Source organism: Pseudoalteromonas rhizosphaerae (assembly GCF_902498845.1).
Taxonomy (GTDB): domain Bacteria; phylum Pseudomonadota; class Gammaproteobacteria; order Enterobacterales; family Alteromonadaceae; genus Pseudoalteromonas; species Pseudoalteromonas rhizosphaerae.
This window is the reverse complement of sequence record NZ_CABVLM010000001.1, coordinates 249,233-274,092: the sequence shown is the minus strand read 5'-3', so window position 1 is coordinate 274,092 and position 24,860 is coordinate 249,233. Positions and strand designations below refer to the sequence as shown.

General features: G+C 40.5%; 24 protein-coding genes and 1 pseudogene. 9 read left to right on the top strand and 16 right to left on the bottom strand.

Translation table 11 applies throughout. The annotated features are described in order from the left end of the window. Positions 1-60 precede the first annotated feature (60 nt). Positions 61-1,262, top strand: a pseudogene (locus tag PSR9079_RS01085) (IS256 family transposase). Between the two features lie 213 nt (positions 1,263-1,475). On the opposite strand, the gene PSR9079_RS01080 reads toward PSR9079_RS01085, so the two are convergent. Beyond that, entirely contained in the window at positions 1,476-2,168 is a 693-nt protein-coding gene (locus PSR9079_RS01080; RefSeq protein WP_149980104.1) for a hypothetical protein, read from the bottom strand. Further along, positions 2,146-2,793 carry a L,D-transpeptidase family protein gene (locus tag PSR9079_RS01075; protein WP_149980103.1) on the bottom strand — a complete coding sequence of 216 codons (648 nt, stop codon included), beginning with the start codon at positions 2,791-2,793 and terminating at the stop codon, positions 2,146-2,148. The genes PSR9079_RS01080 and PSR9079_RS01075 overlap by 23 nt, the downstream gene beginning before the upstream one ends. Before the next feature lie 412 nt (positions 2,794-3,205). On the opposite strand from PSR9079_RS01075, the gene PSR9079_RS01070 reads away from it, so the two are divergent. Then, positions 3,206-3,697 (top strand): IS110 family transposase, encoded by a 492-nt coding sequence (locus PSR9079_RS01070; protein ID WP_246175465.1) that lies wholly within the window; start codon positions 3,206-3,208, stop codon positions 3,695-3,697. Between the two features lie 446 nt (positions 3,698-4,143). Here the strand turns inward: PSR9079_RS01070 and PSR9079_RS01065 are convergent, their stop codons facing one another. The 7 genes from PSR9079_RS01065 to PSR9079_RS01035 form a co-directional block, all read right to left on the bottom strand. Then, complete coding sequence (locus PSR9079_RS01065) at positions 4,144-4,668, bottom strand: hypothetical protein (RefSeq protein WP_149980102.1); 525 nt, start codon at positions 4,666-4,668, stop codon at positions 4,144-4,146. Positions 4,669-5,493: 825 nt separating this feature from the next. After that, positions 5,494-5,745 carry a hypothetical protein gene (locus PSR9079_RS01060; RefSeq protein WP_149980101.1) on the bottom strand — a complete coding sequence of 84 codons (252 nt, stop codon included), beginning with the start codon at positions 5,743-5,745 and terminating at the stop codon, positions 5,494-5,496. 43 nt (positions 5,746-5,788) lie between these two features. Then, positions 5,789-6,193: a DUF1761 domain-containing protein gene (locus PSR9079_RS01055; RefSeq protein ID WP_145236169.1), complete on the bottom strand. Its 405-nt coding sequence runs from the start codon at positions 6,191-6,193 to the stop codon at positions 5,789-5,791. A gap of 284 nt (positions 6,194-6,477) precedes the next feature. Then, on the bottom strand, positions 6,478-7,008 hold the full coding sequence (locus tag PSR9079_RS01050) for a response regulator transcription factor (RefSeq protein WP_149980100.1): 531 nt from the start codon (positions 7,006-7,008) through the stop codon (positions 6,478-6,480). Then, entirely contained in the window at positions 7,005-8,246 is a 1,242-nt protein-coding gene (locus PSR9079_RS01045) for an ATP-binding protein (RefSeq protein ID WP_149980383.1), read from the bottom strand. Before PSR9079_RS01045 ends, PSR9079_RS01050 begins: the two co-directional genes overlap by 4 nt. Before the next feature lie 70 nt (positions 8,247-8,316). Beyond that, positions 8,317-8,721, bottom strand: a complete 405-nt coding sequence (locus PSR9079_RS01040) for a nuclear transport factor 2 family protein (RefSeq protein ID WP_145236175.1) — start codon at positions 8,719-8,721, stop codon at positions 8,317-8,319. Positions 8,722-8,729: 8 nt separating this feature from the next. Continuing rightward, positions 8,730-10,043 carry a metal-dependent hydrolase family protein gene (locus tag PSR9079_RS01035; protein WP_149980099.1) on the bottom strand — a complete coding sequence of 438 codons (1,314 nt, stop codon included), beginning with the start codon at positions 10,041-10,043 and terminating at the stop codon, positions 8,730-8,732. Between the two features lie 153 nt (positions 10,044-10,196). Here PSR9079_RS01035 and PSR9079_RS01030 point away from each other — a divergent pair, with 153 nt between their 5' ends. Together PSR9079_RS01030 and gloA2 are read left to right on the top strand one after the other, a co-directional pair. Continuing rightward, the gene (locus PSR9079_RS01030) at positions 10,197-11,273 is read left to right on the top strand and encodes a ketoacyl-ACP synthase III (protein WP_145236180.1); all 1,077 of its coding nucleotides are present in this window, start codon (positions 10,197-10,199) and stop codon (positions 11,271-11,273) included. A 55-nt stretch (positions 11,274-11,328) separates the two neighbouring features. Then, a complete protein-coding gene (gloA2, locus tag PSR9079_RS01025; protein ID WP_149980382.1) occupies positions 11,329-11,715 on the top strand; it encodes an SMU1112c/YaeR family gloxylase I-like metalloprotein in 387 nt (128 codons plus the stop codon). A 20-nt stretch (positions 11,716-11,735) separates the two neighbouring features. Here the strand turns inward: gloA2 and PSR9079_RS01020 are convergent, their stop codons facing one another. Together PSR9079_RS01020 and PSR9079_RS01015 are read right to left on the bottom strand one after the other, a co-directional pair. Further along, positions 11,736-13,097, bottom strand: a complete 1,362-nt coding sequence (locus PSR9079_RS01020; RefSeq protein WP_149980098.1) for a leucyl aminopeptidase family protein — start codon at positions 13,095-13,097, stop codon at positions 11,736-11,738. Between the two features lie 94 nt (positions 13,098-13,191). Next, positions 13,192-13,641, bottom strand: coding sequence for a hypothetical protein (locus PSR9079_RS01015; RefSeq protein ID WP_149980097.1), 450 nt, complete (start codon positions 13,639-13,641; stop codon positions 13,192-13,194). A 153-nt stretch (positions 13,642-13,794) separates the two neighbouring features. On the opposite strand from PSR9079_RS01015, the gene PSR9079_RS01010 reads away from it, so the two are divergent. From PSR9079_RS01010 to PSR9079_RS01000, 3 genes are all read left to right on the top strand, one after another. Further along, the gene (locus tag PSR9079_RS01010) at positions 13,795-13,977 is read left to right on the top strand and encodes an oxidoreductase-like domain-containing protein (protein WP_149980096.1); all 183 of its coding nucleotides are present in this window, start codon (positions 13,795-13,797) and stop codon (positions 13,975-13,977) included. A gap of 311 nt (positions 13,978-14,288) precedes the next feature. Further along, positions 14,289-16,865 carry a TonB-dependent receptor plug domain-containing protein gene (locus tag PSR9079_RS01005; protein ID WP_149980095.1) on the top strand — a complete coding sequence of 859 codons (2,577 nt, stop codon included), beginning with the start codon at positions 14,289-14,291 and terminating at the stop codon, positions 16,863-16,865. Between the two features lie 107 nt (positions 16,866-16,972). Then, positions 16,973-18,427, top strand: a complete 1,455-nt coding sequence (locus PSR9079_RS01000) for a tetratricopeptide repeat-containing sulfotransferase family protein (protein ID WP_149980094.1) — start codon at positions 16,973-16,975, stop codon at positions 18,425-18,427. Here the strand turns inward: PSR9079_RS01000 and PSR9079_RS00995 are convergent. Further along, the gene (locus PSR9079_RS00995; protein ID WP_149980093.1) at positions 18,381-19,295 is read right to left on the bottom strand and encodes an alpha/beta fold hydrolase; all 915 of its coding nucleotides are present in this window, start codon (positions 19,293-19,295) and stop codon (positions 18,381-18,383) included. The two genes, PSR9079_RS01000 and PSR9079_RS00995, sit on opposite strands and share 47 nt — an antisense overlap. A 123-nt stretch (positions 19,296-19,418) precedes the next feature. Between PSR9079_RS00995 and rlmF the strand changes: the two genes are divergently transcribed. Both rlmF and ltaE read left to right on the top strand, forming a co-directional pair. Then, positions 19,419-20,366 (top strand): 23S rRNA (adenine(1618)-N(6))-methyltransferase RlmF, encoded by a 948-nt coding sequence (gene rlmF / locus PSR9079_RS00990; protein ID WP_149980092.1) that lies wholly within the window; start codon positions 19,419-19,421, stop codon positions 20,364-20,366. Beyond that, on the top strand, positions 20,363-21,376 hold the full coding sequence (ltaE, locus tag PSR9079_RS00985; RefSeq protein WP_149980091.1) for a low-specificity L-threonine aldolase: 1,014 nt from the start codon (positions 20,363-20,365) through the stop codon (positions 21,374-21,376). Before rlmF ends, ltaE begins: the two co-directional genes overlap by 4 nt. On the opposite strand, the gene PSR9079_RS00980 is transcribed toward ltaE, so the two are convergent. The 4 genes from PSR9079_RS00980 to PSR9079_RS00965 all read right to left on the bottom strand — a co-directional run bounded on the left by PSR9079_RS00980 (position 21,353) and on the right by PSR9079_RS00965 (position 24,791). Beyond that, positions 21,353-21,943 (bottom strand): thymidine kinase, encoded by a 591-nt coding sequence (locus tag PSR9079_RS00980; protein ID WP_145236208.1) that lies wholly within the window; start codon positions 21,941-21,943, stop codon positions 21,353-21,355. The genes ltaE and PSR9079_RS00980 overlap by 24 nt on opposite strands. A gap of 88 nt (positions 21,944-22,031) precedes the next feature. Then, the gene (locus PSR9079_RS00975; protein WP_246175464.1) at positions 22,032-22,883 is read right to left on the bottom strand and encodes an amino acid ABC transporter substrate-binding protein; all 852 of its coding nucleotides are present in this window, start codon (positions 22,881-22,883) and stop codon (positions 22,032-22,034) included. 76 nt (positions 22,884-22,959) lie between these two features. After that, positions 22,960-23,433: a methylated-DNA--[protein]-cysteine S-methyltransferase gene (locus PSR9079_RS00970; RefSeq protein ID WP_149980090.1), complete on the bottom strand. Its 474-nt coding sequence runs from the start codon at positions 23,431-23,433 to the stop codon at positions 22,960-22,962. Continuing rightward, positions 23,430-24,791: a DNA-3-methyladenine glycosylase 2 family protein gene (locus tag PSR9079_RS00965; RefSeq protein ID WP_149980089.1), complete on the bottom strand. Its 1,362-nt coding sequence runs from the start codon at positions 24,789-24,791 to the stop codon at positions 23,430-23,432. Before PSR9079_RS00965 ends, PSR9079_RS00970 begins: the two co-directional genes overlap by 4 nt. Positions 24,792-24,860: the final 69 nt, after the last annotated feature.

Sequence of the window (24,860 nt, the reverse complement as noted above, 5' to 3'; positions counted from 1 at the left end):
AAAGGGAGTGTTCAAAAATCTGTGTCATTTGATTAAACTGATAAAAAACAGGAATGACACATGACAAATCAATTCAACTTCGAAGATGCCGTTAAAGCGCTTCAATCAGGTAAAAAGCTAAACGGTAAAGATGGTGTACTTACATCACTTATCAAACAATTAACCGAGTCAGCGCTCCAGGCTGAGCTTGAACATCACCTCGCTAATGAGCAGGCGCCTAACCGTAAAAATGGCTTTAGCACGAAGACGATTAAGTCACCTGCTGGCAATTTTGAGCTAGAGACGCCTAGAGACCGCAGTGGTAGCTTTGAGCCCCAGCTCATCAAGAAGAACCAAACGACATTGAGTGACGAAATAGACTCAAAAATACTCTCCATGTTCAGTATGGGGATGAGCTATCGTGATATTAATAAGCACATTGAAGATATGTACGGCATGAACGTCGCCACTGGCACCATCAGTGCTGTGACCGATAAACTTATTCCAGAGCTTAAAGCATGGCAACAGCGCCCTCTCGATAGTCACTACCCGATTGTGTGGCTTGATGCTATTCATTACAAAGTCAAAGAAGATGGCCGTTATATTAGTAAAGCCGTTTATACGTTATTAGGGCTAGATATTCATGGCAAAAAAGAAATACTTGGCTTGCATTTATCCGAAAATGAAGGCGCTAATTACTGGTTGTCGGTACTTACCGACTTAAATAATCGAGGCGTTAAAGACATACTAATTGCATACGTTGATGGGCTAACAGGCTTTCCAGAAGCCATTGCAGCTATATTTCCCGAGACAGAAGTTCAATTATGTATTGTTCATCAAATACGAAATTCAATGAAGTATGTCGCGTCAAAGAATCAAAAAGCATTTATGGCCGACTTAAAGCCCGTTTATCGCGCATCAACAAAAGAAGCAGCAGAGATAGCACTTGATGAGCTGGAGGCTAAATGGGGGGACGCTTATCCGCTAGTGATCAACTCATGGCGTAATAAATGGCATAATTTATCAGCCTATTTCAAGTACCCTGAGCCTATACGTAGGGTCATATACACAACGAATGCGGTGGAAGCAGTCCATCGTCAGTTTAGGAAATTAACGAAAACAAAAGGCGCTTTTCCAAATGAAAATAGCTTGTTGAAGTTGCTTTATGCTGCATATTAAATGCTACCGAGAAATGGACAATGCCCATACACAATTGGAGCCTTTGTTTATCTCAGTTGGCAATTTATTTTAAAGGGCGTTTAGATAACGTGCTCGATATTTAAATTTTAAGCTGACACAGAATCTTGAACGCCCTCGAAGTTTTTCCAGCAAGATGAAAGTCAGCACTTAGCGAAGCGATAAGAAAAAAGCTAAGCATCATTTAAAATTCCTTTTTAAATATAGGGTTAAAGGGCATAAAACAAAGGGCTCAATACACCAAAATCCAAGTTCATTTAGTCTATTAAAATAGATACAGTATTTTAATCTATTAACTTCTATAGCTCACACAACGACATTTCATGTTTCGGTTTTGCTATTTTTTTACTTGTTAGCGTTTTTCCTGTTTCTGTATCAAGGGTTATAACATCCCAATTTTGGTCTTTATTGGTTGTTATTAATACTTTTAAATTCCCATTACACAGCTTTGGTGGAATATTTATTTGAGTCCAAGATAATTCAATATCCCATGTACCATCCAACCTATAGCAACTGCCTGTATTTATAGAACTAAGCTTTGCCCACCCGCGCGGATGGCAAGCAATTAAATAAGGTTTTTCAGCCACCACTGTAGATTTGGGCTTAACTTTAAAGCCTGTTGAGGTTAAACCATCGTCTTCAATTTGAAGAGCATCTCCAGCTGAACTAATAACATAAAATTTATTATTAGCTTTGAAAAATTGTGATACATAACCCCTTGTTAAAGGCCAGTATTTTATTGGCTCCTTGTTATAGGGAATAAAACTTACATATGAAGCGTTACTACCATTTATTATTTTATAACCTCCAAGTAACCAGCCATTATCTGAGTCAAAAACGGTAGATACGCTATCAAGTTCAATAGATACTTCATTACCGTTAGGCAGCAAGTACATACTTGCTGCAAGCAGGTTATTACTAAATAAAAAAAAAGCACTCATCGTCACTGATAAAATGCAGATACTTTTATTAATTTGATTTATAACGTTCATGATATTTATGTACCGTAAATGAAGTGCCTCGTTTAAAAGCACCGATGGTGAATAAGCGATCTCTATCGTTAGGTTTTAAATGAATACACCCATGTGATGGTACCAATCGAACTGTTGAACCTGTTGCTTTTTCGGCTTCGTTCTCCGGCGTAGTGTGAAACATTTGCCCTGATAGACGCTCTTTCCCATCGAGTATTTTATTACCATTAATATCTTTAAACCAACGAATAGCAGTAGGCCCAAAATCATTGAACACCCACTTGTCAGGTACCACCTCTTTGCCATACAGTTCTTTATGCATTTCCATGATTGCACTACGTACAGGTAGTTTATATAACTGATTTAGACTTCCCCACTTACCACTTGGTAGGGCATACCAAATATCTCCTTTTGCAGGCATATCTCTTAGCTTAGTACCCCAAGCTAGTTTCGATGTAGGCCAAGTAGGCGTTCTATAAGCTTCTGTTTTGTCTATTATATAATGACCTGCTGTAGTCGGCTCTTCAGCCATATAGGGATCATTACCAACTTTTGGAGGGCCTCCCATCGCTTCAAATTGAGCGAATTTCAAACCATTTTGCTTAATAACCAAAAGGTCCTGACCTGGATAAAAATGAACTTCCATATAAACTTAAACTCCATTTACTTATAATTTTATTTTCCTGAGACCTAAATAGAGGTATTTACATTAGGTCAGACAGCTAATTTTTATACAGCATTAGTGTACCTAATAACCTAGTACACGTAAAGAACTCATAAAAAAAGCCTATGCCACATCTATTATCTTTTATCCTAGGAAAGTAATCTTATGCTTGGATTCGTCAGAAAATAAACAGGGGGTGACCCCTTCGGTTTCCCTATAGTTTAATGCATAGGGGTCAGGTTCGTTGCTTCACAACACTACTCATATACCAATACCTTAACAATAATGACAAAGTATTATGAAGCAAGTGATCTGATAATCATATAGAAAGCTCCTCGAGTTTTTCGATACAGTTGTGTTGACCAAAACATAAACTGAATCCGAGGAACTTGGTATGAAACTATATGGTGGAATTGACTTGCATTCAAATAATAGTGTTATTGCTATCATTAATGAACACGGTGAAACGCTTACCGTTAAGCGTTTAAATAATGACATGTCTGTCATTTTATCTTTTCTAACCCCTTATAAAGACAACTTAACAGGGCTTGTTGTTGAGTCAACTTTTAATTGGTATTGGTTAGTCGATGGATTAATGGATGCAGAATTTAAACTCCACCTAGCGAACCCCGCTGCAATTAAACAATATTCAGGCTTAAAACATGCTGATGACCATAGTGATGCACGCTGGTTGGCTGAAATGCTACGTCTAAACATTTTGCCTGAGGGCTACATTTATCCTCGAGAACTCAGGGCTGTTCGCGACTTAATGCGAAAACGAATGGATATTGTTCAACAGTCCACTAAAAACTTATTATCCGTGCAAAGTTGTTACATGCGTCACCTTGGCTCCAAACGGATGGCTCCATCAAAGTTACAACTTTGATTAGTCACAGCGACTTCCAATGTGGCAACATAGGGCTCAACTTTATATCCGCCAACCACGCCATAATGTTTTTTGTAGCAAATGCCATCAGTATTCGAAGGCTCTTCTACAAATATTGTATCACCACATTTAAAATGGAATTTGCCCCTTGCGCCATTTAATTTCTTCATTACCATTAGCTTATGCTGGTTATTTAGAACGCTTTCTCCACAGCTAACATGCAAATTACTAGTACTAACAACACTTGCAATAGCTAGAATCGTCGGACCTATCGCGACCACCATGATTTCTCCTCTGGTTTATAACTATCGGGGTCATATAACTATCGGGATCACTATCGGGATCAGATCTTGTTTTTTTGCCACTAATTACATAAAGACAAAAAGTAAGACCTGACCCTATTCACTTTGTTACTAAAGGGTGACTCTGTTTACTTTTCTGTTAGTTTAATCATCAGGCAAGGTAAGTAAATCATCAACTATTCCTAACTTACTAAGCAATGAAATGAATCTTGACTTTTTTTTATCTATCACATATTGCGCATCCATAACTACCGAAAAAACAACGTACTCAATGCCTTTTTCAAAATTCAATCTATCTCTTTTTATTAGCGTAGTGTAAGTTTTGACTTCAAGAGGTTTAAATATTACATCTCCTTCAAGTGGCGAAAACTCTACATTTTTAAACGATAATGGGTTGTCAAACGGGTTACTCGTTGTATACACGTCTTTTGCTCTATAAAACTTAAAAGCATGCTCAGTAAAATGAGTTTCATCGAAATAATTTGAAATTACTTTAATTTCAAATGCCGTATTATTTCTTAAAACAACACTCGTATTGCAATATACCAAATCGCAAATAGTATATACTACGACTTCAATAGCTTTAGGTGGTTTTTCAATCGCATTTGAAAAGCATACCTGTGAATTAACTATTAAAAATAATAAAGTTAAAAATCTATATTTTGACATTATATTTCCTTGATGCACTATCGAAAAATTTGTGCCTTTCCTATTTTACTTTACGAGCACTTACTTCCTTCTAAAAAACTTTCCGAATATTTTATATATACAATCAGCAGTATAACTAAAAAGTGTAAGGAAGAAATAAAAAAATAACGACAATGGTACTATTATTGTCAACAACCCCCAATCATTTGAACTATAAGAGATTTGGCAAATTGTCAATGCAACTATTGAAAACACACATAGTAAAGTAAATGCATTTTCTTTTACATCTTCAAAAAGAAAGCTCAAAGAAAAGAAATTGGATTTAGAACGAAAAATATAAAAAATACAAGTGGTTAACGCTATGGCTATCCCATAGTGGTGATTTAAACTAATCACCAATAAAAATTGAAATATAATAAAAATAAAAATTACTTTTTTAATCATTTTTATTCCTTATTGATTCTAAAACTATTTACAAAACGCGACATAGCTAGAGTATGTTTTCTTTGTTCCTTGCATATACATTACCCCATATCCAACTTCGTAAGAAGCTCCGAGTGCATCTATAGAAAATGAATCTAGACGATGCTCAATTGCATACGCAGCTCCGTGTACCTTTGCGCTGTACTTCTTAAAACCTCTCAAAAATGCAGCTCCTATTGTTTCAATTTCCGAAGTAGACCAACCTCGGATACCATCAATATCATAAAAAACTGTGCAATTACTATTTAAAGTCGTATTAAATTAAAGAGTTACGGTTTATTTATAGTTAAATCAGATACAGGAACAATCAGACTAAAAAATGATTAAATCAATGAAATATGAATATACGCTCAAATTAAATGACTATTTAAACGTAACTTTTCCGCCGATCATTTTATACGCGGGTGCGCCTCGAATAATTGCTTCTCGAGCAAAAGGGCGTGAGCAGTTGGGGCATACGCAAGGAATTGTGGTGAAATCTTGACTGATCCGTTCGATAAAACATTTAACCAATGCCCCTTTGCCGCCTTTACGATATTTGAATAGGGGAGCTTTACATTGACTACAAAAAATATCGACCGTTTTAGTAGGGCCTTTTTTATTCGGTTTTGCCATTATTTTGTTACTTTTACTACAAACACGCGAATAGATTAACAGCTTATGGCCAAAGTCCAAAGATTAAGCCCATTAAAGTAAACTGTAAAATATGGTAACCGCTATTGATTAAAAACAGCTTTAGTGGTCGTTGTTCATAAATATAGCTCATTCCTAAGGCACTGCTTACCCAACATAGTCCAACCGCAAAGCCAACGCCTACCGCAACCCCTAAATGTGGATGTGGTCCTAAAAACAGTGATAAGCCAAAAGCGATAAATAAAGATAAAACAAAACCGCCACCAAATACCCATTTTGGATTTGTTGCTTTTAAATCCAGCTCCGTTAATCCACAGCCTTCTAACCAGGCTCGTTGAAACAACCAAGGTGAATACCAAACGCCTCCTAACATAAAAGAAGACATGGCAGCTAATAATACGGCTACAAAATCCAGTTGTGATAAATCCATAATGACTACTTATGCTGATTGCAAAAAATACAATGATATTTTTACTGTAGTTAATGAACGCCATTGCAGCAACTATCTAAACTGCAAAACTATCTATGATGCGTGGCTGGTGCCCAAATATAAATGCACTAAAGTAACCTGATCTTCATTTAAGGTGACTACAGGCGACTGTATTACTTAGTTTACCGGGTAAACCTTATTGCCTAAAAGGCAATAATTAACTTGCTAGGCATTACTAAACCGGAAACCGTGATCCGCAATAACGCTCACTATCGCGCTAGGATTTACTGCTGAACTGGTTTTTTTTGTAGCTTGCGCTGTAAAGTCCGCCGATGCATATTAAGTTGCCGAGCAGTTGCTGAAATATTGCCTTGATTGGTATGCAGCACTTGCTGAATATGTTCCCACTCAAGACGCTCTGGCGACATAGTTACAATATCATCTGCAATTAACTCAGTAGTTGGCTCGCATGTGCCTGTTAAGGCTCGTAATAACGTGAGCATATCAACGGGTTTTGTTAAATAATCATTTGCACCTAGGCGCATAGCCTCTACCGCTGTGGCAATACTGGCATAGCCTGTTAATAATACAATATGTGCGTCTGTTAGAAAGGCTCTCAGTGGTGCGATAAGAGCTAAACCGTTATCGTCAGCTAATTTCATATCTAACAGAATATGTGTCGGTGCGAAGTTTTTAGCTATGCCAATAGCCTCGGCTTTATCATGTGCCAGCTGACATGCAAAACCGTGTTTGGTTAAGCGCCGCGCTAACGTATTGGCAAGATTAATATCATCTTCAATAATTAATAGCTTCATACAGGCTCGACTTGTGGCTCATCAATGGTTAATTGTACTTTGGCAACCGCGCCACCTTGTGGGTGATTAAATAATGTTAAAGAGCCTTGTAAACGCTCAAATGTTACATTTGAAAGCATAACTGCTAGCCCCATCCCCGTTTCACTAGGCATTAACTGACCCCCTAACTCTGCCAATTGTGCTGCGCTAAATCCTTTACCAAAATCACGTATAACTAAACTCACTGTTTTAGGGTTATCTGGAGTCTGTTGCCAGTTCAATTCCAGTGTTTGTTGCTGTGCCTGTTGATTGGCAAAAGCAGCATTTTGCAACAAGTTTAATATCGCTGGCAGTAACATAGCATCATTAGTAACCGAGCTAGCAGGCGCTGCATTTAGCCAATTAAGCTGTTGATCGGGATACTGTAATAGCATTGTATCGCTAATTTGTTGAGCTAATGCGTTTAACGATACAGTCGCTGCAACCGTTTGTGTGCGTAGTTCAGATGACAGGGTACGAAACTGTTTTAACTGCTGTGCGCATTGCAACAAGGGCTGATGCATGTCTTTCACAATCTCATTATCGGGCTGCTCTTCAAGAAGCTCTTCATACAATAATTGTAAATTGGCGATTGGGCTGGCTAATTGATGAGTAATTTGTGCCGCAGCACCATCAAGCGTGACTAACTGCTCTGCTCGTAATTGTTTTTCTCGCACAGTTGCAATTGTGCGCTCTCGCGAATGCAGTGCACGGTTCATAGTGCCGATAACGAATGCTATAACGCTAGCACTGATCACAAAGTTAACCCACATACCCACAAAGTGACTGGTCATTTGCATATGATGCATGCTGTGCTGAGGCATTTTAAATAGCAGCACGCTATAGGCGGTGATCGCTAATACAGCAATATAAGCTAAGCCGCGAGCACTGACACTCACCGCAGCAATCATTATTGGTAACAACAGTAACGACACAAATGCATTGGTCGCACCACCACTCAAAGACAGCAATACCGATAAAAAAAGCACATCGGCCGTAAGCTGCATTAACATCCCAAGTTCTTTCGCTTTACTGACATTACGATAAGCAATCACGCTTAAAATTTGGAATACGGCTTCAAGGGAGATCACTACCAGTAGAGGCAATAAAGGGATTTGGTGCTCAAGTAAAAAATAGACTGCTACAACGGCCAATAGTTGAATTGCAATTGCACCACTGCGTAACATCAGTAAACGGCTAATCGCAGGATCAGTGCGCATTAAAAACGCCATACATAATTACCTAACAAAAAAATACCTAATAAAAAATGCCTAATTAAAGAAGGTTAACCTAATCATCATCCATAGAGATACTAAACACAGCACACGGCGTTCCTTGATGAAACACCATTTTCCACTGGCCTTCGGTTAATCGCCACAGCGACATCCGTAACGAATAGTTAAACTCAGCGCGCGCAGAGCGCCGATATGCCGCTTGATAACTTAGTTGGGCAATATCATCACTAAGCATTCGGCCTTTAAAATGCTGATTGTAAAACTGCGGCACGACTTCGGTAGGTAACCGCGTTAATACTTGATATTTATTAAATACAGTACCATTAGCGGCAATTTCAATAAAATCATCATCGAGCAAAGCATCCAATGCCTGCTCAGATTGACGGATCTCAGGATCTAATAATTGGCGCTCAGCGTCAATCAAATGATTAAACAATGATGCCTTGATTTTGCTGCCCATACTGTATCCTACAATTGGTGTTTATATATTTGCCCTGCTTTCATCACAAATTGTACATTTTGCAATGTCGTTATATCATCAAGAGGAGAGCCATTAACGCTGATGATATCTGCTTGTTTACCAACACTCAACTGCCCTAGTCGGTCTTGTTGGCCGAGTAACTTAGCGGCATTAACTGTTGCTGACATAATAGCCTGTTTTTCAGTCATGCCATATTTAACTAACCATAAAAACTCATCAGCATTATTACCATGGCGTGATACGCCAGAATCTGTACCAAAAGCAATATTAACATTGTTTTTTAATGCCAGCTTAAATGAAGCTGCAACATTTGGTACAACGGTGCGTACTTTATCAGCAATAGCTGTTGGCATATTTGGGTTACTGAGAACTTCTTGACTGACCGTTTGGCCTGCCAATAACGTGGGCACTAAATAAGCGTTGTATTGCTTAAATAACTTAACAGTCTCTTTGTCTAGGTAAGAGCCATGTTCAATTGAATCAACACCTGCACGTAATGCCGCTTTGATCCCTGATGTACCATGAGCATGGGCTGTTACGCTGCGCCCTAAGTTATGTGCAGTATCAACAATCGCCATCAACTCTTGATCTGTGAACTGCTGATTGACACCCGCTGCGGTATTACTTAACACCCCACCCGTTGCGGTAATTTTAATTACATCAGCACCTGATTTAATTACTTCACGAACCGCGCGGCGACAATCATCAGCACCATCACACACCCCTAACCCTCCACTTATCACATCACTAATATCTTTACGGTAACCGTGCAGATCAGCATGCCCGCCTGTTGGGGTAATTGTATCTCCTGCAGCAAAAATACGTGGCCCTTGAATATCTCCACGCTCAACGGCACGCTGTAGTGGAAAGATCACTTTATAGCTACTACCTAAATCACGCACGGAGGTAAAACCCGCAGCAAGAGTGCGCTGCAAATATTTAACTGAGCGCAGCGCATAATCAGCCTCATATTCTGTTAGCCAGCGATGTGGATTAGCACTTGAGTCACGCTCAAAAGTAACATGTACGTGCATATCAATTAATCCAGGCATAACAAATTGATTTTTTAAATCAATGATCTTTGCATCGGGCAATGCTAGATCGGTAACACTCATATAGCCTTTTTCGATGCGCGTGATGATAGCGTCTTCTATAACAATAGTGCGTTGCTTTTCTAGTGTTTGTTCAGCACCTGCTAACATTGATCCTGCGTAAATAACCTGAGTTTGTGTTGCAAAACTCGCCGCAGAATATACCGTCGTACCCAATGCAGCCAAGATAGTAATTAATTTTTGTTTCATGTTTACCTCATTTTTCTACTACCATTAGCCTAAATTACGTTTAATTACCACTATTTACGACGTAAGCTAAGTTATAAACTAGTCTTAGAACTGGATTTTTGGTATAAATCAAACATAGATGACACATGTCTGACCACTTAAAGAGAGCACACTATGACCTACGCACATATAACGGGTTGGGGTAAATGTATCCCACCAGCGCGTATTAGCAACGATGAAATTAGCCAATTAGTTGATACCAATGATGAATGGATCACATCCCGCACTGGTATAAAAGCCCGTAGAGTAAGCCACGTTAGTACTGCAGAGCTTGCCACTGTAGCAGCTAAACATGCAATAGCCTGTGCTGGCATTGATGCTAAAGACATTGACTTAGTGTTATTAGCAACATGTACGCCCTCTACTATGGTGGCAAACACAGCTTCGTTAGTACAAAAAAACATTGGTGCAGTTGGCGCTGCCGCTATGGACACCAATGCAGCTTGCTCTGGTTTTTTATATGCAATACAAGCAGCGACTGCACAAATTCAAGCCGGTATGATCAAAAAAGCTGTAGTAATTGCTGCTGAACGTATGACCTGGTATGTAAACTGGGATCGCCGTGACAGTGCGGTGTTATTTGGTGATGGCGCCGGTGCCGTAGTACTTGAAGCCGCAGACACACCAGCGGGTTTACTCGCGACAAAAACAGGCTGTGATAGCGAAGACCGTGATATCTTGCATATCACTAACTTTGGTAGTGACTTAAATAAATATGTGCCTATTGGGCCATCTGATTTATTATTTGAAGGTCGCGAAATCTTTAAACGCGCAGTAAAGGGCATGAGTGAAGCCTGTGACGATGTGCTCACACAAGCAAATTTGAGCCTTGATGATATCGATGTACTTGTGCCACACCAAGCAAATTTACGTATCATTCAAGCCATTCAACATCGCTTAAAAGTGCCAGATGAAAAAGTAATGGTTAACATTGGCGAATACGGCAATACATCGGCAGCAACTATTGCAATCGCATTATGTGAAGCTGTTGAGCAAGGATTAATTAAACCACATGCTAATATCATGTCTGCAGCATTTGGTGCCGGATTAACTTGGGCTGCTAGTTACATAAAATGGGGCGAACGCGTCACGCCAATCAGCGTTAGCGATGCAGCACTACCACCGTGTGATAAAACCGGTTTAGAGTTAGTGGCCCCCGCAGTAGCAGCTTGCAAAGGCAGTGATCAATAACATACTCAATATGGCGCAGCTATACTGCGCCATTTACCACAGATAGCTAAAAATGATGCAATTGCTAGGAATTCACCACGCTGCAATTATATGCAGCGATTACACCCGCTCAAAAAATTTTTATCATCAGATCTTACAGCTGCCGATAATTGCAGAGCATTTTCGCCAACATCGCCACTCATACAAATTAGATTTAGCCTTGCCTGATGGTAGCCAAATAGAGCTATTTTCATTTGATAATGCACCAAAGCGACCTAGTTACCCAGAAGCACAAGGTTTACGACATTTAGCATTTAAAGTGGCCAATATTGAGCAAAGTAAAGTGTATTTGCAAAGCCAAGGTGTAGCAGTAGAAGAGATTCGAACGGATGAATACACAGGTAAACAGTTTACTTTTTTTGCCGATCCTGATGGGTTACCGCTTGAGCTTTATGAGGCATAACCTCACAAAGCTCAATAAATTTATTTAAAACGACTTTGTAAGTAGTTAAATACGGCACGAATACCGAGTGCTTCACCACCGACTGGACGACCTGGTAATGAGCGGATATTCCATGCCATTACATCAAAATGTACCCATGGTGTGGTTGGCTCTACAAATTCTTTTAAATAAAGTGCAGCAGTAATTGCGCCGCCGAATGGGGTACTTGCACAGTTAGCCATATCAGCAACATCACTTTTTAATAAACTTTTATATTGCTCAAAAAGCGGTAATTGCCAAACCGGGTCGCTTACTGCAATACCGGCGTCAATAATGCCATTGGCAACATCACGCTCAGTTGAGAAAAACCCTGGTAACTCAGTGCCTAACGCAATACGACAAGCACCGGTTAAGGTTGCAAAATCAATGATCAACTCAGGATTGTCATTTTGTGCTTCCGTGAGTGCATCACATAACACTAAACGCCCCTCTGCGTCGGTGTTATCGATTTCGACCATAATACCTTTTCGTGTTTTAATTACATCGCCAGGGCGAAATGCATTGCGCGATACCGCATTCTCAACAGCAGGTACCAACACGCGTAAACGAATTGGTAAATTTGCCGCCATAATTAACTGCGCTAAACCAATTACATGAGCTGCGCCGCCCATGTCTTTTTTCATATTGCGCATACCTGAGCTTGGTTTAAGATCTAAACCACCAGAGTCAAAACAAACACCTTTACCGACTAAGGTGATCAAAGGAGCGTCTGCAGCGCCCCAGTGTAAATCAAGTAAACGCGGTTTATTTTCACTGGCGCGGCCTACCATGTGGATAGTTGGATAGTTTTGTTCTAATAATTCATCCCCTATCCATTCATTGAATTGGCCATTGTAAGTGTGTGCTAAATCAGCCATCACTTGTGATAAGTGCTGTGGCATCATGTCTGCGGCGGGCGTATTAACTAGATCTCTAACTAAGTTAATCGCATTTGCTTGGCGTGTAATACGCGCAAACAATGCTTCATCGGCTATTGCTAATTGTGCTTTTACAGCACCTTTGGCTTTATATTCGCTAAATTCATAACCACCAAGTATAAAACCCAGAGCAATCTGTTCTAATTGTTGTTCACACTCTTGAACTTGGTAAATTCCTGCTGGCAGTTTGCTGGCTAATTCACCCGCGAGCCAAAAGTCATCAACGCTATTAACTAAACAATACACCTGACTTAGCGCTCCACTTTGTGGATTGACCACCAAGGCTAAACCTTGTTTTGCAAAATCACAGCTATTTAGCCAGTTTTGTAAAAAAATTGGCTGCTGTGCTTGCCATGTAGCTAAGTCATTTTTAACAATAAAAGATAAAGGAATACCCGTAGAACTATGACGAATTAATGTACTCATTAAATGACTCGTTTAAAATTATATGATGATCAAGCATATCAATAACTCAGCATAAAAGGTATAGCACAAAGACTATCCTTTAAACTGCATGGCATTATTTTTTTACAGGTGGTTTTACGTCTGACTTTGCCGTTTTTTCAGCGTGGTGGTGGTGCTGCTCTTCATCGGCGATCTGCTGGTCAATATCTTTAAGTGATTTATTGATGTTAAATGAACTTGGCAGTACATCAACCCCAACCCATTGACCCAACTTAACAACCAGTGGAATAGTCACAGGTGCAAAAGGTAAAACAGCAAAAACACCTAAACCCAATCCTTTGAGAATATCAACAAACTGGGCATTCGCTTTTTGCAGATCCTCTTTACTCACATCTCCTTGGGTGTAGCGACGATAAATTGTGAGCATTTCTTTGGTTTCTTGCTTTTCCTGCGCCAGTGCAATTTTAAGTGCTACCATAGCGCGCTTGAAACGCAACTGTTGGCGTTTTGTAGTAATTTTTGCCACTCGAATTGGGGCACGATGAATAACTTTATATAGTCGCATAACGCTATTCTCACATAGCCTTAACACTTCACAAAGCATAATTTAATACAATCACCGATTAACAGATCCAGATTATTTCTCAGCTAGTAAAAAAGCCATGATTAAGTATAATCACTGGCCAATAAACGGCCCATATTATTAAACCTATAAGTAATGAATAAAATACCGCAAAACACAGCCGATATAGCAAACCGAGTTGACGACACAAAACCAACCAGACCGGCTGCTGATCAGTGCTGCGGTGGTGGCAGTTGTTGCCCATGTGTTTGGGATGAATACCGAGAAGCGTTAAAAGCTTGGCGACAACAAAATCCTGAACAAACTGATAACCTATAATTACCATTGAACTTTACTGAACAGTTTCCAGTCTAAAAACTTCTATTTACAAAATTATTATTTTTTTCTGATTTATTTTACAATAAAAATTACATTAAATGCTTAATTTCTAATCCCCGCCTTAAAAATATCATTATTTTTCATGTAGGTAAGTGAATCTCGAATTTCCTCTATAGAAAACACAAAAAAAAACCAAACTATTTAACACCTTGCACAATTATTTAACAAACTGTATAACTTTAATGAACTATATGGCTTGATAAAAATCATGTAGTTACGAAATTACTATAATTCTAACTGGGGAAATTAGAATGAAATTTAAAAATAATTTATTAAATCATGCGGTTAAACTTGCATTAACGACAACTACCGCAGGCTTATTTATTTCAGGAACTGCCTTAGCTGCAGATGAGCAAGCTGAAGTCACTAAAGTAAATAAAAATGTAGAAAAAATTGCCGTAGTGGGAACTCGCTCTGCACCGCGCTCTATTGGTGATTCACCAGTACCTATCGATATCATCGGTGGTGAAGAACTTGGTAAATCAGGTAATACGGATATGCTCGAGCTATTAAAAGGCGCAATTCCATCATTAAACGTGCATTCAATGCCTATTAGTGATGCGGCATCTTTAGTTCGCCCAGCTAACTTACGTGGCCTACCTTCTGACAGTACATTGATATTACTCAATGGTAAACGTCGTCATCGTGCCTCTGTTATTGCCTTTTTAGGTGGCGGCATAAATGATGGTGCGCAAGGCGCAGACATTTCAGTTATTCCAAGTATCGCACTAAAACAAGTTGAAGTACTAAGAGATGGCGCAGCCGCTCAGTACGGCTCAGATGCGATTGCAGGGGTTATCAACTTTGTACTAAAAGATGCCTCAGAAGGCGGCAGTTTCGAAGTACGCCAAGGTCAGTACTATGAAGGCGACGGTGATACAACACAGATTTCCGGTAACATTGGTCTACCATTTACCGACAATGGCTTCGCAAATTTAAGTTTCCAATACAAAACGGCTGACGCTACTAGCCGCTCTGTACAACGTGCCGATGCTACGGCCCTTATCGCAGCTGGTGTTCCTGACATTGCCCCGATTACACAGGTATGGGGCGCACCAGAAGTTGATGACGATATCTCTATTTTTGGTAATGTCGGCCTTGAGCTGACTAAAAACTCCGAATTTTATATGTTTGGTAACTATTCAGAGCGTGATGTACGCGGTGGTTTTTATTATCGTAATCCTCACACTCGCCCTGGGGCCTATTCAAACGATGGTGGTGAAACATTATTAGTTGGCGATTTAACTGGCGATATGAGTGGTAACTGCCCTACTAACATCATGATTGATGACAACGTATTAGATAATCCAGTTTACATCAACCAAGTAGCTAATAATCCAGACTGTTTTGCCTTCAATGAAATTTTACCTGGTGGTTTTACACCTAATTTTGGCGGTAACATCACAGATACCTCGCTTACGATAGGAACTAAAGGCGAGTTCACTGGTGGTATGTTAGAAGGTGCATACTACGATTTAAGTGGTACGGTCGGCTTTAATGAATCTCGTTACTTTATCTACGACACTATTAATGCGTCATTAGGTCCTGATAGTCCGCGTGATTTTAGCCCAGGTAAATACTCACAATTAGAGAAAAACTTTAATTTTGATTTATCAAAAGGCTTTGATTTTGATCTAGCATACGATGTGAACATAGCCGGTGGCCTTGAATGGCACGAGGAAACATTTACAGTTACCTCTGGTGATGTAGCATCATTTACAGCAGGCCCGCTAACGGATCAAGGTTTTGGTATCGGTTCAAATGGTTTCCCTGGCTTTAAACCATCTGACGCTGGTGAATATACTCGTCGCAACTACGCCGCTTATGTCGATATTGAAGCCCCATTTACTGAAGAGTTCTTAATGGGTTTAGCCCTACGCTATGAAGACTATGATACGTTTGGCTCTACTGTTAACTATAAATTGATGGCTCAATATCACTTAACCGATGATTTAAACGTGCGTGGTTCAATCAGTTCAGGCTTTCGCGCGCCTACAGTTGGCCAAGCCAATGTCAGTAACGTGCAAACAAACCTAAGCAGTGGTGTACTGGTCGACTCTGCTTTACTACCACCGACCAATCCAATTGCGGTACAGTTAGGCGGTACAGAGCTTGAGCCTGAAGAGTCGCAAAGTTATACCTTTGGCGCGGTATACACCATCGGTGAAGTATTTCTAACCATTGATTATTACAATATCCAAGTTGATGACCGTATTAGTCAATCTGATAAAATCGAGCTGAGTCAAGCTGATAAAGATACGCTTGAAGCCGCTGGTGTGCCAAACGTGCAAAGCTTAGCGCAAGTAAGCTTCTTTACTAATGACTTTGATACCACCACTCAAGGTATAGACTTTGTAGCAAACTATGCTACAGATTTACTCGGTGGTAGCTCAACATTTAGTTTAGCTTACAACTGGAATGAAACTGAGGTTACTCGCTCAACTGATATTACTGGGGTGTTTAAAGTAAGCCGTTTAGAAAATGACTTACCAAATCACCGTGGTACGCTTAGTTGGTCACAACAATGGGAAAGTTTCTCAATGTTTACTCGTGCAAATTATTTTGGTGAATACCAAGGTGTGCATGTAGATTATGACGAAACAGCAAAAACGGCAGATGCAGCAATTACGCTCGACGCTGAAGTAACTTACTTTTTGAATGATTCGATTAGTTTCTCAGTCGGCGCACAAAACCTGCTCGATCAAGAAGCAGAGAAACTTGATTTTACCGTGGCACCTAATAATAACTGGGGTGGTAAATACTATGAAACTTCGCCATATGGTATTAACGGTGGTTTCTATTATGTCAAAGCAACGTATACTTTTTAAACGTAGCTAAGCATTGAAAAGATAGGCGAAATGCTCAAGACATTTCGCCTTTTTCGTGCTATACCCAAATAATAAATCTAGTAACTAAAAAATAAAAAAAGTGATGCATGTTGCTAAAAAAAGCTAACCAACTACTTGCCGAAAACAAACTCCAAGAAGCGGAGTTTCACTATAAAACCTTGCTTGAAAGTGATCCCCAAAATGGCGAAGCGCTATTTGGTTTGGGCCGTATTGCCCTGCGCTTAGAGCGCTTTGATGCTGCAGTTTATTTATTACAAAGAAGCTGTGAACGTCTACCTAATATGTTGGAGCCACTGCACGCGTTAGCGGATGCATTTAATGGCGTTAATTCGCCAAATGATGCATTAACCGTACTGGAGTATGCAAAAAGCATTGCTAGTCATAACCCAGAGCCACACTATTATCTCGCACAACATTATTTAACCCATGGCGAATTAGATAAAGCACATACCACCTTTGCACAAGCACTAAGTATTGGTTTATATCCGGTCACTGCTTATATTTTATTTGAACTGGTACAACTTGGCCGCTTTGATCAACAGCATAACTACATCAGTAACTTGCATCATTTACTCACACAAACCAATAATTTACGTTTAAAAATGGTTTGTTATTACGCCTTGGCAAAAAGTTATGATCAACTCAATGATATAGAACAAGCTGTAAATTATTATAAACTAGCCAATAAATTGCAGCTGCAATTGAGTAGCTTCAACACTGAACAATTAACGCCGTTTTATCAAAGTATTATGCGTTATAACCCAAAAAGTTTATTTGCCACTATCAAGCCTGGATTTACTGGTACTGTTACGCCCGTTTTTATTATTGGCATGCCACGCAGTGGCTCAACATTATTAGAACAAATGTTAGCTTCACATAGTGAATTTGCAAGCCTTGGGGAAGATCGCTGTATTAGCTCGCAAGTTGTTGCATTCATAGAACAACAAACCAAGTTGTCCTACCCTGAATGTATCAGCGCACTAACACCGCAACTGATTGAGCAAGCGCGGGCTCTTTATACCGCACGGTTAAAACAAGCAAAACCTATTCGCGCGTTCATGATCAACAAATTGCCCGCTAATTATCAATCGTTAGGGCTTATCTATTTATTGTTTCCAAATGCTAAGTTTATTAACTTGCAGCGCGATTTTAATGCCACAGCTTGGTCCGTTTATAGTAATTACTTTGCAGAAAATGAACCTTATTTTTGCTCATTACCTGAATTTAAACGTTACTATGATTTATACCAAGGTTTGATGACGCATTGGCAACAAGCAATACCTTCGGCTATCTTAGATGTTCATTATGAGCAACTGATCAGCGAGCCGCGCGATACGTTAAAAAGCGTATTTACATTTTTAGGTACCGCATTTGAAGCACAATGTTTAGACTTTTATAAATCAAAAAAACCAGTTACCACGCTTAGCAAAGCAGCTGTACGAAAACCGCTACATAACCGTGCAATAGAACACTGGAAACGTTTTGAAACGCCACTCAGGGCGTTGCTGAATGACGCTCAAACCACGTCACTAGATCCTTAAATTGATCTGCTTTAGCACTGGCGTGCGTTAACATATTAATATGATCGTAATCATATTGATGGCCGTGTTTTTTCCCGTACATTTGCAGGTGTTGAATACCAGTACCTGACTCGGCAATAAATTTTTCAATATCAATTTGTTGTGCAAGCGCTTTGTCTTTCACCCCCCCTATGTGTAAGGTCGGTGGCAAACTTAAGCCAGCCACAGCTTGCGCGTAATCAAACCCGTCGTCGCTATCTAACCATGGTTTACGTTTAGCCCATTGCATACTTTGATAATGCGACTTTTTAGTTTCATCATCACTGCCCCACTTGAGTCTTTTGGCGGGTAAATATCCATGTTTTTTAGCCAGTATTGGCGCTAAAAAATACCAAATCAAATTTCCTTGAAGGTATTTTTGTGGATGATGATTATAAAGCGAGCGTTTAGTACCAAAGTAAGCACATGCTTTTACATCATTGATATACTGTGGGAAACGCGCAAACACACTATTCATTAATACACCACCCCAGGAATGGGCTACCCAATACGCTGGTGGTCTACCTTCACGCTCGGTAATTTTAGCAATAAAAGCGGGAATATCTTCAATAATAGCTTCGGTTTGGCCATAGTGAGCATGCTTTGAGATAGCCGGTTTGCTGCCACCACGACCTCGTAGATCAGCCACATAACACACATATCCTTGCTCAGCTAAAAAAGGTGCTAACCCCTTATTTGAATGCGTATAAAATATTTTGCCATTTTCAACAGCACCATGCATAAACAACACAGCTGGCCCAGCGGCTTTGCTGTTATCTGCTATGCGGCGCAAATGTAATGTTTGTAGCTCAGTTAGTTTAATAAATACTGATTCTTGTACGATCGCCATTTCAGTTCCTTGTTGTCATTGTTATGAACCGCAACTCATCCTACCAGTAATTTAAACAAGATCACACGTCAATGTGTTTCTCTGGTAAAATAACTTTTTTGTTTGTTAAGCTAATTATTTGTTATGAAATCAACACCATTAAAATCAAAACTACACCCTCGAAATCGCCATAACGAAGGCTATGATTTAGACTACCTAAGTATTCAAGTGCCCACTTTAAAACCATATATCGTGCTTACTCCCAATGGTACTAAAAGTATTGATTTTAGTGATAACAAAGCAGTAAAAACGCTTAATCAAGCACTTTTGCAAGCGTACTATAACGTTGATTTTTGGGATATACCTGAACACAACCTTTGCCCACCGATTCCAGGACGCGTTGATTACATTCACTACTTGGCCGATTTACTAGCAAACGATAATCAAGGCGTTATACCTCAAGGCAGACAAGTTAAAGTGCTAGATATAGGTACTGGTGCGAACATAATTTACCCGTTACTAGCAAGTCATGAATATAACTGGAGCGTCACAGGCTCAGATATAGATCCGAGCGCTGTAAAATTAGCCAAACAAATCGTACAATTTAACAATCGCAAAATTACCGTCAAGCTACAAAAGCAGTCGCAGCATATTTTTCAGGGGGTAATAAATGCAAAAGAGCTTTTTCATATTACATTGTGTAACCCTCCTTTTCATGCCAGTGAACAACAAGCAGCTCAAAGTAGCGAGCGGAAATGGAAAAACTTAGGCAAAGCCCCTAAATCGGCTTTAAATTTTGGCGGGCAACATAATGAGCTTTGGTGTGAAGGTGGCGAAGCGCAATTCATTTGTACCATGATCGATGAAAGTGCCCTATTTGCTGAGCAGTGTATGTGGTTTACCTCTTTAGTTTCAAAAAAAGAAAACTTAGCCACGTTACAAGCACAATTAAAAACACACCCTGTGGCTGAAGTTAAAATCATTGAAATGGCGCAAGGGCAAAAAGTGAGTCGCTTTATTGCGTGGAGTTATTTTGATCAACAAGCTCGCCAAGAGATCAGCCAGCAATTTACACAACCGGAGATATCATGATTGATTTTCGTTCTGATACTGTCACTAAGCCCTGCGCTAAAATGCGCGAAATTATGTTCAACGCCCCTTTAGGTGATGATGTATATGGTGATGATCCCAGTATTAATAAATTAGAAAGCGTTGCAGCACAGCGTCATGGCTTTGCCAGTGCATTGTTTTGTAGCTCCGGCACCCAAGCAAACTTATTAGCGTTAATGGCTCATTGCGAACGTGGTGATGAATATATTTGTGGGCAAAATGCACACAATTATAAATTTGAAGGCGGTGGCGCGGCAGTGCTTGGATCAATCCAACCGCAACCTATCGAGAATGAAAATGATGGCAGCCTCTGCTTTGACAAAATACGCGCCGCTATCAAAGCCAAAGACTTTCACTTTGCTAATACCCGCTTACTCAGTTTAGAAAACACCATTGGCGGTAAAGTGCTGCCATTAAGTTATTTAGCCCAAGCCCGTGAGTTCACTCACAGCCATCAATTAGCACTGCATTTGGATGGTGCTCGCGTTTATAACGCTGCGGTTGCGCTTGAGGTAGATATTACCGAGATAACCAAACACTTTGACTCCGTGTCTATTTGCTTATCAAAAGGCTTAGGCGCACCAGTCGGCTCATTGCTACTTGGCTCTGTTGAACTGATCAATAAAGCAAGGCGTTGGCGTAAAGTACTTGGCGGCGCTATGCGCCAAGCTGGTATGCTGGCAGCCGCTGGCCACTATGCACTTGAGCACAATGTTAGCCGTTTAGCCGACGATCACAGCAATGCGCGTTACTTAGCGCAGCAGCTCAGTGCCATTGAAGGCTTTAACGTTGACTTGTCGCGCGATACAACCAATATGGTCTATGCAAATGTTGCTGATAGTGTTGATATTAATGCCATTGCACAGCAACTAAAAGCACAAGGGATAGTATTCAGCCCAAGCAAAACTTTGCGTTTAGTAACTCATTTACAGATCACTCGAGCCGATATTGATCAATTTATAGCAGCGTTAACTTCGGCGCTGCATGTTTAACGCAGCTTTATAGTGTTTGCGGCACACCGACACATAACGGTCGTTGCCGCCAATTTCCACTTGATTACCATCGGCAATCGCTTTGCCTTGCTCATCCGTACGCAATACATGGTTCGCTTTGCGACCGCAATGACACACCGTTTTAAGTTCAACCAGTTTATCAGCCCACGCTAGTAAGTACTGCGAGCCGCTAAATAACTCGCCTCTAAAGTCATTACGCAAGCCATAGCACAACACCGGAATGCCTAATTCATCCACCACATCGGTCAGTTGCATTACTTGCTGACGTGATAAAAATTGACATTCATCCACCAGCACACAGTGACGTTTTTGTTCACTATTAAGCTGTTTGATCAGTTCAAAAACATCTTTGTCAGCATCAAAAATATGTGCATCAGCTTGTAAACCAATTCGAGAAGATACCTTACCAACACCAGCACGATCATCCAATGCAGCCGTTAAAATAACAGGCTCCATGCCGCGTTCGCGATAGTTAAATGCCGATTGTAAAAGCGTGGTAGATTTACCTGCGTTCATTGCAGAATAATAAAAGTACAGCTGAGCCATGAAAATGCCTACCCTGAAAAAAGTGCGCTAATGCTACCTTAATCTTGATTGAACATCACCTTTTTTACCCGTGTTATAGAACGATAACTCAACGGTGCCTGCTACTGACGACCCTAGCTTCGTGATTAGTTTTATCTAAATATTCAACATACAGCTTGGCATTATCTTGTGCAGCGATGGTTTGCCAAATACGTTGACTAAGCGCCTTATGCTGTTGATAAAACTGCTTAGAGAAAAGCAAATAGCCTTGGGCTTTTTCAAGTGGAGGATAAATGGCTTGTACTTGGGCTGTTTTATACCGGAAGTTTGATACTTTCCGATCGCCAACTTGGCACACGTCAAGCGTAGCATCAACGACTCCACGGTCGATCAACTCAACGGCTTTTTCGACTGAGGAAGTATGTTGAACAAAAAAAGGCTCTTGATGTAATACCTTGCCTAAGTCATAACCGTTCGCAATAGCTAATGTAAAAGCCCTGGTCTGAAATACTTCGCGGCTTTGCCATTGCTGGTGAAATTTTTTTCCGCCGATGAGACAACTGCCAAATTCACTCACTGCAAAACGCGGATCCAGTTGCTGAGTTCCATCCATTGGGTATTGGGCAAATTCAGTTCGTTCAGGTCGATAGGTAGCAATAACCGCATTCACTTTATTTGTACGCAGATCATTTAAACAACTTAGCCAAGCTTTACGCTGATAACGAATAGACAGTTGTGAAAGTGTATTATCAAGATTTTGTAGGATTTCTAGCGATGCTTCTGGTTGAGTACCTAACATTTCATTGCTTTGCGCTAAAAACATCGGCGCGACAGTTTTATCTTCATAACAAAAAATTAGTTCAGTTGAGTTAGCAATTGCCGCTGTTGATAGCAAACTACACCCGCTACTGAGTACCAATAACGCCAATAAATTATCCCTAACACGTTTATTTTGTTTCATTTTATCTTGCTCCCTAGACGTTTCATCTAAAGTGTAGACCGAAAAAATGAATTGTTTAGTAACTAAACCAAAAAATTTAGATGATCCCTTCGTGCTCAAGTAACCACTGCTTGCGCTCTAGCCCACCGGCATAGCCGGTCAATTTACCATTGGCACCAATAATACGGTGACACGGCACAATAATACTGATTGGGTTTTTACCATTAGCAGCCCCCACTGCGCGAACTGCCTTGGGATTATTGAGTGCATGAGCAATATCTGAATAACTCTGTGTTTGTCCAAATGGCACCGCGGTGAGCGCTTGCCATACCGCTTGTTGAAAAGCAGTGCCATGGGTGGCTAGAGTGACATCAAAGGTTGTTCGCTTGCCTGCAAAGTAGTCATTAAGCTGCGCAGCACAATTTAAAATATGTGGCTGCTCAACATCTGAAAATGGGGTTTCTGAGCACTCTATAACTGGATAAAAGCCCACATAACTGACCCCGTGTTGGTTACCTTGAATAATAATCTCATCAATTGGGCTGGGTATGCGGGTTTGGATAATAGTCATGTTAGCTGCTGCCATAGTTGAAAGGTTAAATAGGAGCGAAATGGCGCGCACATCTCATCATTAAATGGTTTTGCCCCCGCTTGGGCTTTCTTTACGCCTAAATCTCCCGCTAATAAAATATCGGGCTGACTTTGGCCGCGTAATTTTGCATAGTTTACTGTCCAAGGTCCAATCCCTTTGAGTGGCAGCCATTGATCAAGCTGATGACAATCAGGGTTATCGGCGCAAAACTGCGCTAAATTACGCAGCGCATTCTTTCTCGCTTGAGGCATTTTAAAAAATGCCAGCTCACTGTTTGCCACTACCTCAGGGGTTGGAAAATACACTCGCTCGCCATCTTGTTCGCCCAGTTCATCCACCAGCTGAGTCACTAAGTTATGCGCGGCAGTTACACTTACTTGTTGGCCAAGTACCGCACGAATACCAGCCTCAAATACCGACCAAATACCCGGTAACCGCAATCCTTGGGTTAACACAATTGCCCCTTGAAGTTGAGTTGCTAGGTGTTGTTCGATTTGCGCAGTATCGGCATCTAAATCGAGCACCCTGCGAATTTCACTTAAAATAGGCTGTAAAAAGCGCGGCTGATCAATATCAATGCTGACTAAAAAGTGATGTTTGTGCTCTACAAACTCAGCCGTAAACTGACCTTGGCAATGCTGATTTTTAAAGCTGCGACCATAATATGTCTCGCCAAGCCACTCAAGAGGTGAAATTAACCGCTTAGCTAAAAATTGCTGTAACGCAGTCCAATTATAAGGGGGCCGAAAAGGTAATTTAAGCGTCAACATCGCACGTGTTGTGCTGCGCTCACCACGCATTTTTGACGGGCAAATATGTAACTGCTGTAAAAACGCATCATTAAAGCGACGAATACTATTAAAGCCCGCTGCAAAAGCAACTTGAGATACCGATAAATTAGTTTCTTGCAGCAGTTTTTTAGCAAAGTGACATTGATTAAATAACCGATACTGAGTTACTGAGATACCAAAATGTTGCTGAAATAACTGCCTTAAATAGCGGCTACTCACGCCGAGTCGCTCAGCTAACTGTTCACAGCTTTGTTGCGTTGTTAAGTCACTGTCTATCAGCTGTTTGGCTCGCAGCGCTGTGGTTTTTGTTCCTTGCCATGCGCTACTTCCAGGGGCGCTATCTGGTCGACAACGAATGCACGGGCGAAATCCCGCCTGGGCAGCATTATGGGCATATTGAAAGTATTCTACGTTTTGCTCTTTTGCAGTAGGGGCAGGACAAATTGGCCGACAATAAATACCGGTGCTTTTAACACCGATGAAAAAGAGTCCATCAAAACGATGGTCGCGGCTTTGTCTGGCAAGTTGCCAATGGCTAGTATCCATAAGGTGCTCTTAACTATACATCTGCTAATAGAGTACGTGAAAAAACACAGTTTACTAGCCATTTTCGGC